This window comes from Streptomyces sp. NPDC002845 (assembly GCF_053591955.1).
This window is the reverse complement of sequence record NZ_JBSFUU010000044.1, coordinates 70,769-79,171: the sequence shown is the minus strand read 5'-3', so window position 1 is coordinate 79,171 and position 8,403 is coordinate 70,769. Positions and strand designations below refer to the sequence as shown.

9 protein-coding genes are annotated in these 8,403 nt (G+C 69.5%); 6 read left to right on the top strand and 3 right to left on the bottom strand.

The features are described from left to right. On the top strand, positions 1 to 935 hold a 935-nt coding region (locus tag ACWD3C_RS28755; RefSeq protein WP_451148902.1), incomplete at its 5' end, for an RNA-guided endonuclease InsQ/TnpB family protein. Between the two features lie 57 nt (positions 936 to 992). Here the strand turns inward: ACWD3C_RS28755 and ACWD3C_RS28750 are convergent. Beyond that, positions 993 to 1,421 (bottom strand): nuclear transport factor 2 family protein, encoded by a 429-nt coding sequence (locus tag ACWD3C_RS28750; RefSeq protein WP_451148900.1) that lies wholly within the window; start codon positions 1,419 to 1,421, stop codon positions 993 to 995. A gap of 243 nt (positions 1,422 to 1,664) precedes the next feature. Next, entirely contained in the window at positions 1,665 to 2,627 is a 963-nt protein-coding gene (locus tag ACWD3C_RS28745) for an LAETG motif-containing sortase-dependent surface protein (protein WP_451148898.1), read from the bottom strand. 342 nt (positions 2,628 to 2,969) lie between these two features. On the opposite strand from ACWD3C_RS28745, the gene rpmF reads away from it, so the two are divergent. The 4 genes from rpmF (at position 2,970) to ACWD3C_RS28725 (ending at position 6,626) form a co-directional block, all read left to right on the top strand. Beyond that, the gene (gene rpmF / locus ACWD3C_RS28740; RefSeq protein WP_451148896.1) at positions 2,970 to 3,140 is read left to right on the top strand and encodes a 50S ribosomal protein L32; all 171 of its coding nucleotides are present in this window, start codon (positions 2,970 to 2,972) and stop codon (positions 3,138 to 3,140) included. Positions 3,141 to 3,278: 138 nt separating this feature from the next. Further along, positions 3,279 to 4,436, top strand: a complete 1,158-nt coding sequence (locus ACWD3C_RS28735; RefSeq protein ID WP_451148908.1) for a GTP-binding protein — start codon at positions 3,279 to 3,281, stop codon at positions 4,434 to 4,436. Positions 4,437 to 4,535: 99 nt separating this feature from the next. Then, on the top strand, positions 4,536 to 5,372 hold the full coding sequence (locus tag ACWD3C_RS28730) for a class I SAM-dependent methyltransferase (RefSeq protein ID WP_451148894.1): 837 nt from the start codon (positions 4,536 to 4,538) through the stop codon (positions 5,370 to 5,372). Between the two features lie 435 nt (positions 5,373 to 5,807). Continuing rightward, positions 5,808 to 6,626, top strand: a complete 819-nt coding sequence (locus ACWD3C_RS28725; protein ID WP_451148892.1) for a lipase family protein — start codon at positions 5,808 to 5,810, stop codon at positions 6,624 to 6,626. 185 nt (positions 6,627 to 6,811) lie between these two features. Here the strand turns inward: ACWD3C_RS28725 and ACWD3C_RS28720 are convergent, their stop codons facing one another. Continuing rightward, positions 6,812 to 7,222: a hypothetical protein gene (locus tag ACWD3C_RS28720; RefSeq protein ID WP_451148890.1), complete on the bottom strand. Its 411-nt coding sequence runs from the start codon at positions 7,220 to 7,222 to the stop codon at positions 6,812 to 6,814. Positions 7,223 to 7,369: 147 nt separating this feature from the next. Between ACWD3C_RS28720 and ACWD3C_RS28715 the strand changes: the two genes are divergently transcribed. Continuing rightward, positions 7,370 to 8,329, top strand: a complete 960-nt coding sequence (locus ACWD3C_RS28715; RefSeq protein ID WP_451148888.1) for an ATP-binding protein — start codon at positions 7,370 to 7,372, stop codon at positions 8,327 to 8,329. Positions 8,330 to 8,403 lie beyond the last annotated feature (74 nt).

Below are 8,403 nucleotides of genomic sequence, written 5' to 3'. Positions count from 1 at the left end.
AGGGCACCCGCAAGGGCGCCAGGGCAGGTGTGCCCCGTTTCAAGTCCCGCAAGGACACGCGGCAGTCGATCCGGTTCACCGCCAACGCCCGCTGGAACATCACCGGCAGTGGCCGTCTGAACCTGCCGAAGATCGGCGCGGTGAAGGTGAAATGGTCCCGCACCCTGCCCGCCACCCCCACCTCCGTCACCGTCATCAAGGACCCGGCCGGCAGGTACTTCGCCTCCTTCGTCATCGACACCGACCCCACCGCCGACGCGACACGGATGCCCGAAACCGGCCGCACCATCGGCATCGATCTCGGCCTGACCCACTTCGCGGTCCTCTCCGACGGCACGAAGATCGACTCCCCGCGCTTTTTGCGGCGCGCGGAGAAGAAGCTGAAGAGGGCACAGAAGGAGCTGTCCCGCAAGCAGAAGGGATCAAAGAACCGCGCCAAGGCCCGCCTCAAGGTCGCCCGCGCCCACGCCAAAGTTGCTGACGCACGCCGCGAGTTCCACCACCAGCTCTCCACGAAACTGATCTCCGAGAACCAAGGGATCGCCGTGGAGGACCTGTCGGTGGCGGGACTGGCCCGCACGAAGCTGGCCAAGTCCGTGCACGACGCCGGATGGGCATCGTTCATCAGCATGCTGGAGTACAAGGCACAACGGTACGGCCGCACCCTGGTCAAGATCGGCCGGTTCGAGCCGACCTCCCAGACCTGCTCGACCTGCGGCGTCAAGGACGGACCCAAACCCCTCAGCGTCCGGGAGTGGACCTGTACCGCCTGCGGCACCGTCCACGACCGGGACACCAACGCCGCGATCAACGTCAGAACGGCCGCCGGACTGGCGGTATCGGCCTGCGGAGCGCCGGTAAGACCAGGAGCGATCCCGGCACAGCGCGAAGAAACAGGAAGCCACGGATTCCCGACCGAACCCCGTGCCGCGTAGCGGCACAGCAGCGAGTCGAGAAGGCCAGAATCCTCGGGCTTCAGCCCGAGGTGCAAGTCAAAGGTTGTCCCCCCAACCGCCCTGGATCATCGTCTGGAACGCCCACGCCCCGTCCCGCCGGACCAGGATGTCGGCGTACCGCAGCTGCCGGCTGTGCCCCCGCACCGTCATGGTCGAGTCGGTGAAGACCACGGCCATGGCGGGGGAGAGGAAGACGGGGGTACGGGTGGATTCGAAGGTGATGTCCTCGTCTCCCTCGCCCATCACGTGGGTCATCGTGGCGACGAACCGCTCGCGGTCCCACTGCGCCGAGCGGCCGTTGCCCGCCGAGTCGTCGCTCACCAGGTTGAGCGGGAACACGGCCAGGTCGGCCATGCGCTCGACATCGCGCTTCGCGCTGTGCGCGTCGTACTCCGCGAACCAGGCGTCGAGGCCGGCGCGGTCGTCGTCGGTGGGGGTGTAGCCGGTGTCGGGCAGATGGGTCATACGGGTGGGTCCTGCCTTTCGGTGGCCGGCAACGGCCGAGCGCGGTTACTCATCAAGTTTGATTACGTGCAGACGTGAGAGGTTATGCCTCGCGAGCGCACTGGTCAAACTTGATTAGCTGTCTTCCGAATCACACCTCATCCTGTATAAACCCGAACAATCCGGAATAACCCTGCACACACGAAAGCCCCGGGGATTCCCGTACGACGTCGTACGGGAATCCCCGGGGCCTCGATCGAAGCGCTACGCGCGGGTGTTGCCTGCCGCGCGGCGTCGGGTCACCAGGAAGATGCCGCCGCCGGCCGCGAGGAGGGTCGCGGCGCCGATGGCGACCGGGATGGCGTTGCCGCCGCCGGTCTCGGCGAGGTCGCCGTTCGGGCTGGGGGCGGGCGGGGTGGAGGACTCGTCGGCGGGCGGGGTCGTCGAGGTCTCCTCCTCCGGCTCCGACGGCGTGGCCGGCGGGGTCGTCTCAGCCGGCGGGGTCGACTCGACCGGCGGCGTCGATTCGACGGGCGGGGTCGACTCGACCGGCGGGGTCGACTCGACCGGCGGCGTCGACTCGACCGGCGGGGGCTCCTCGGTGTTGATGCAGTCCTTCGTGCCGCCGTTCCAGGCCGCGATCAGCTTGTCCTTGATGACGGGGCGGTCCGGCCCCTTGGGCAGCTCACCGTGCTCGAAGCCGTCGTTCGCGTCGAGCTTGCCGTCGAACTTCACCGCGCCGCGGTAGAGGTCGATCTGCGCGTAGCAGCCGGCGTCCGGTACGACGATGTCGAGCGAGTCGGTCTTGCCGTGCTTGCCGCCCTTGACCGTGACGGTGTCGAAGTCGACGAACACCTGCTCGCCCGAGGTCTCGAAGGTCGGGCCGTGGGCGAGGTAGGAGGCGAGGGAGACCGTGCAGGTGGTGGCACCGGAGGCGGCGCGGACCGTGACGTGGACCTTGCCGTCCTCGGTCGGCTTGAGGTTCTGGTCGTCGAGCTTGACCCAGTCGGCGAAGTTCACGCCGTCCAGGGAGAACTCGCACCGGTCGATCTCGGTCGGCGTACCCGCGCCCTTCCCGGGCTTGTAACTCTTCGAGCCGCCCCAGCCGTCCCCACCGCCCGGCGAACCGGTGGCCCAGGCGGCGCCGGAGGTGACAGCGGTGAGGGCAAGCGCGGCGGCACCCGTCCCCAACACGCGGCGCACGGTGACACGTCTCGCTATGGACATGCAGACCCCATTTTGAAAGTCGAGAGACCCGGTTCACGGCAGTGGGCAGCACGAGGGAGGCAGCCGGGGCCGTACCAGGGTAAGTGGTTGAAAAGCGCTGAACTCACAGGTCACACGAGCCACAGCGCCTGCACATCGTCAATCACGAGGGATTCACTGTCAACCTCGGGGAACACAAGGGAAGTTCACGCATCATCACTATTCAGCCACAGGTGGAATAACCCCCTCCGTCTTCCTGGCCAATCCCCCCGGCTTCATAATGGGATTCATTTTCAGGTAGCGTGTCGCCCACCACGCACGTACTACGCCCACCCCGTTTCCCCAGCCCTCACCGGAGTCCCCATGGCCGTCCCCAAGCGGAAGATGTCCCGCAGCAACACCCGTCACCGCCGCGCCCAGTGGAAGGCGAGCACGCCGCAGCTGGTGCCGTTCACGGTGGACGGGACGACGTACCTCGTACCGCAGCGGCTGCTGAAGGCGTACGAGCGCGGGCTGCTGCACCCCGAGGGCTGACCCGGAATGCGGCACCCCTCCAGCACCGGCGGCTCCGACGGCTCGCGTTCCGGCTCCGACGGCTCGCGTTCCAGCCATTTCCGTCCCGGTCATTCCCGTCCCGGCCATTCCCGTCCGGGGCATTCCCGTCCCGGCCGGCTGCCCGTGACCGTCCTCTCCGGGTTCCTCGGCGCGGGCAAGACGACCCTGCTCAATCATGTGCTCGGCAACCGCGAGGGTCTGCGGGTCGCGGTCATCGTCAACGACATGAGCGAGATCAACATCGACGCCGCCCTCGTGCGCGGCGGCGACGCCGCGCTGTCGCGGACCGAGGAGCGGCTCGTCGAGATGACCAACGGGTGCATCTGCTGCACCCTGCGCGACGACCTGCTGGAGGAGGTCGAACGGCTGGCCCGCGAGGGGCGGTTCGACTACCTCCTCATCGAGAGCAGCGGCATCTCGGAACCCATGCCCGTCGCCGCCACCTTCGCCTTCGCCCGCGACGACGGCGCGACCCTCGACGATGTGGCCCGCCTCGACACCATGGTCACGGTGGTCGACGCGGCGAACTTCTTCACCGAGCTGGAGCAGGGCGACGAACTCGCCGAGCGCGACCTCGCGCCGTACGAGGACGACGAGCGCACGGTCAGCGATCTGCTCGTCGACCAGGTCGAGTTCGCGGACGTGATCGTGCTGAACAAACTCGACCTCGTCGACCCCGACACCGCCGACCGGCTGTCCGCCACGCTCACCCGGCTCAACCCCGTCGCCCGCATCGTGCCGGCCGACCACGGCCGGGTGAACGTCCGCGACGTCCTCGGCACCCACCGCTTCGACCTCGACCAGGCCCAGCAGGCACCGGGCTGGGTCAGGGAACTCAACGGCGACCACATCCCGGAGACGGAGGAGTACGGCATCTCGTCCACCGTCTTCCGCTCCGAACTCCCCTTCCACCCCGACAGGTTGTGGAACTTCGTCACCGAGGATCTCGACAGCGGCGCGTACGGCCGTGTCCTGCGCTCCAAGGGATTCTTCACCCTCGCCAGCCGCCCCCGCGTGACGGGCCTGTGGTCGCAGGCGGGCTCCGTCGCCCGCTTCGAGCCGTCGGGCGCGCGGGACGGAGAGACCCCGTACCGCCAGGAACTCGTCTTCATCGGTACGGAGTTGAAGGCCGAGGCGCTCCACACCACCCTGGCCTCCTGCCTCATGGCGGACGCCGAGCCCCTGCCCGCCGACGACCCCTTCCCCGCCTGGGAGACCCACGGCATCGACGACGCCTGCGAACACGAGCAACCCCAACTTGCCGCGGGCACCTGAGAACTCCGGGCCGGGCGATGGTCGCAGCCACGGCATCGCCCGGCCCGGTACGCGGTGCGGTACGGCGCCGCGGACGTATACACCCCGATGGAGGCCGCCATGACAGAGCAGTCGGAGCAGTCCGAGCACGGTGTACGTCTCGGCACGGTCCAGGAGACCCTGCTGATCCCCCTGTACGGCCGCGCGGTGGAGAACCGTAAGGAGCACCCCGCTCTGCGTGACCCCCGCGCCGAGGAACTCGTCGCCGCGATCGACTACGACTTCTCCCGCTTCGACGGCGTGCCCAGCCTGATGGGTGCCGTCCTGCGGACCGGCCTGTTCGACCGGTGGGTCGCGGACTTCCTCGCCGAGCATCCCGACGGGACCGTCGTGGAGCTCGGCACCGGTCTCAACACCCGGTACGAGCGCGTCGGCAACGGCCGGGTCCGCTGGTACGACCTCGACCTGCCCGACGTCATCGACCTGCGGCGCACCTTCTTCGAGGACACCCCGCGCCGCACGATGATCACCGCCTCGGTGACGGACTCCGGCTGGGCCGACCTGATCACCGGCGGCCCGCACTTCTTCGCCGCCGAGGCCGTCCTGCCCTACCTGGACGAGGCCGGCGTACGGTACGTCGTCGACCTGATCGCCACCCGCTTCCCGGGCTCGCTGCTGGCCCTGGACACCGCGGGCCCCGCCATCATCGACAACCAGGACGAGCACGACGCGCTGAGCAAGGTCGAGGCCCGTATGCGCTGGGCCTGCCCGGACCCGGACGAGCTCACCCGGTGGCTGCCGGGAGCCCGGGTCCTCGCCACGCACACACTGAGCGCGCTGCCACCCCGGATGTACGACGAGCTCTCCGCCTCCTACCAGGAGTTCCTCACCGGCCTCGCCGCCCAGCGGCTCCCCCAGGTCGAGGAGTACCGGATGAACCTCGTCCGGCTGCCGTAGACGAACCCTTGACCTCGCTGCGACGCGTCACTTTTTCACGGGCGCGTCGTCATGGCGGAAGGCAGGGACGTCCTTCAGGGCTGCGGCGGCGGGCTCCCGCGCGCCGATGGCACCGCGCACCGCGGGCTGCGGGCTGCGGGCTGCGGGCTGCGTCCATGGCCCGGTCGTACGCCTGGTGGCCGTGCAGCCGCGCCTCCCAGCGGACCGCGTCCCCGGCGTCGGTTCCGTTCAGCTCCAACAGCGCGACGGCGTTCCGGGGGGCGCGCCCCGTGCCCACCGCTGCGCTTCCGCGCGCCGTCTCTTCGAGGGAAATCGGGCGGCACCGGGTGGGGGTCTGCCGTGCCCAGGGGAGGAAGTCAGCGCCGCACTACGCGACCTGCCCCTTTCCCCTTCCCGTCCCCCCGTCCCCCTTCCCCTGTCTTGGAGACGATCGAGATGTCCGTGCCCCCGTTCGACCATCACGCCGCCGGCTACAGCCTGCCCCTGGCCTATTGGCTCGCCCGCGCCTCCGACCTCGCCTACAAGGACGAGGCAACGATCGAGCAGCAGGCCCAGGAATGGGGCTTCGACCGCGTCCGCCACCACTGCACCGCCTTCACCCCGCCTTTCCCGCTGGAGGACACGCAGGCGTACACCCTGGCCAGCGACCACATGGTGCTCACGGCCTTCCGCGGCACCCAGCCGACCGAGATCCGCGACTGGCTCACCGACGCCACCACCCCGCCCTGGCGGGGCCCCGCCAGCACCGGCTACATCCACTACGGCTTCGGCGAGGCCCTGCAGTCGGTCTATCCCGGGGTTCGGGAGACCGTCGACGAGTTCCGCGACAACGGGCAGAGCGTCTGGTTCACCGGCCACAGCCTCGGCGGGGCGCTCGCCATGCTGGCCGCCTGCCGGCTGCACCTGGAGGACCCCAAGCTGCTCGCGGACGGTGTCTACACCTACGGGGCACCCCGCACCTGCGACCAGACGCTCGCCGCCGCCTGCAACAAGGCGTTCAAGGGCCGCTTCTACCGGTTCGTCAACAACAACGACATCGTGCCGGAACTGCCGCCCGAGCCCGCCTTCCACCACGTCGACGCCCTCCGCTACATCGACTCGGGCCGGAAGATCCACGAATCCCTGCCGCTGACCACGGGCCTGATCAATCGCGCCAAGGGCGTCACGGCCGCCGCGTTCGCCCCCACGGGAGAAGGCCTCCGCGACCACTTCATCGACAACTACCTCGCCGCCCTGGAACACAACCTCGCCTGAGCCACGACCCAGTGTGCCGCTGTCGTGCCACAGCGAAGTGTCGAGTGGCCCGCGCCCCCGCTCCCCGGAGCCGGGTGCGGGCCACTCTGCCGTTACGGCCGATACGGCGGCCGACAGGGCGACAGCTGGATGCCGTGACCATCCGCCACCCGGTCACCCGGTCACCCCCAACCGAAACGGCAAGGTCAGTTGAGGTGCGCCACATGGCGCGGAGCCGGTGCCGCGCGCAAGTGGCCGGGGAGCAGCGTGCCGTCGTCCGGCAGCCCTGCCCGCAGCCAGGCGCCGACCGCCTCCGCGTCGGCCCCGTCGGTGATCGGCCCGAGGCGTACGACGGTCCCGTCCGGCCTGCGGTCCGCCGCGCACGGCTGGACGGCGGCGTACAGCCCGCGCCCCGGGCGGCAGTGCAGGAAACGGCCCAGACAGCCGACGGAGATCAGCACGCCGTGCGGGCATCCGCGTACGGCCTGCCGCAGCACGTCGAGGACCCGGCCGTCACCCCCCTGGCCGTCGCCGCCCTCGTCCCCACCGCCCTCACCGTCCTCGCACCCGGTGCAGACGACAAGCGTGAAGGGGCGGCCAGACCCGGTCTTCCTCATGCGCACACTCCCTCGACGCGAAAACTCCATCAACTCGGCTTCAGCGCAGCCCAATTGACACGGGCGGCGATTTGACAAGGGCACCACTCCACCCGAGTCTATGTTTATGACATCCATTTTCAATAGGGATCGGGCAGGTGGGCGCTCATGCGCGTGGCCTTCGTAGGCAAGGGCGGCAGCGGCAAGACGACCCTGTCCGCGCTCTTCGCCCGCCACCTGGCCGACTCCGGCGCGCCGGTCGTGGCGGTCGACGGCGACATCAACCAGCACCTGGCGTACGCCCTCGGCCTCGACGAGGACGCGGACTTCACCGCCCCGCCGCTGAGCTCGCGCACCGGCGAGATCAAGGACTACCTCCGCGGTGGCAACCCGCGGATCATCTCCCGCGAGGCCATGGTGAAGACCACCCCGCCCGGCCGGGGCTCACGTCTCCTCCGGCTCCTCGGCGACGACGAGATCCACGCCCACCACGTGCAGCGGATCAACGGCGTCTCGCTGATGACCACCGGCGCCTTCGACGAGAGCGACCTCGGGGTGGCCTGCTACCACTCCAAGCTCGGCGCGGTGGAGCTGTACCTCAACCACCTGGTGGACGAGCCCGGCGAGTACGTCGTCGTCGACATGACGGCGGGTGCCGACGCCTTCGCCTCCGGCCTGTTCACCCGCTTCGACATGACCTTCCTGGTCGTCGAACCGACCCGCAAGAGCGTCTCCGTCTACCGCCAGTACCGGGACCACGCGGCCGAGTTCGGCATCCCGATCGCGGTCGTCGGCAACAAGGTCACCGGCGAGGACGACCTGCTCTTCCTCAAGGAGCACGTCGGCGACGACCTGCTCACCCACTGCGCCCAGTCCTCCTTCGTACGCGCCCAGGAGCAGGGCCGCGCCGAGGGCGAGTTGGAGCCGCACAACGCCCAGGCCCTGCGGCAGCTCCGTACGTCCGTCGACTCCCGTACGAAGGACTGGGCCGCCTTCCAGCGGTACGCCGTCGAGTTCCACCTCCGCAACGCCGCCTCCTGGGCCGACGCGGCCACCGGCCAGGACCTGTCCACGCAGGTCGACCCGGACTTCCAGCACGGGCCCGCCGCCCTGGCCGCGTCCGTCTGAACCACCGAGTGCCGCCAGTACCGCCGAGTACGGCTGAGTACCACCCGGCACCACCCCCGGCACCACTCCCAGCA

Coding starts and splice junctions, on each gene's coding strand:
- ACWD3C_RS28725 (WP_451148892.1), top strand. CDS start 5,808: ATGTCCGTGCCCCCGTTCGACCATCACGCCGCCGGCTACAGCCTGCCC.
- ACWD3C_RS28745 (WP_451148898.1), bottom strand. CDS start 2,627: ATGTCCATAGCGAGACGTGTCACCGTGCGCCGCGTGTTGGGGACGGGT.
- ACWD3C_RS28730 (WP_451148894.1), top strand. CDS start 4,536: ATGACAGAGCAGTCGGAGCAGTCCGAGCACGGTGTACGTCTCGGCACG.
- ACWD3C_RS28715 (WP_451148888.1), top strand. CDS start 7,370: ATGCGCGTGGCCTTCGTAGGCAAGGGCGGCAGCGGCAAGACGACCCTG.
- ACWD3C_RS28750 (WP_451148900.1), bottom strand. CDS start 1,421: ATGACCCATCTGCCCGACACCGGCTACACCCCCACCGACGACGACCGC.
- ACWD3C_RS28720 (WP_451148890.1), bottom strand. CDS start 7,222: ATGAGGAAGACCGGGTCTGGCCGCCCCTTCACGCTTGTCGTCTGCACC.
- rpmF (WP_451148896.1), top strand. CDS start 2,970: ATGGCCGTCCCCAAGCGGAAGATGTCCCGCAGCAACACCCGTCACCGC.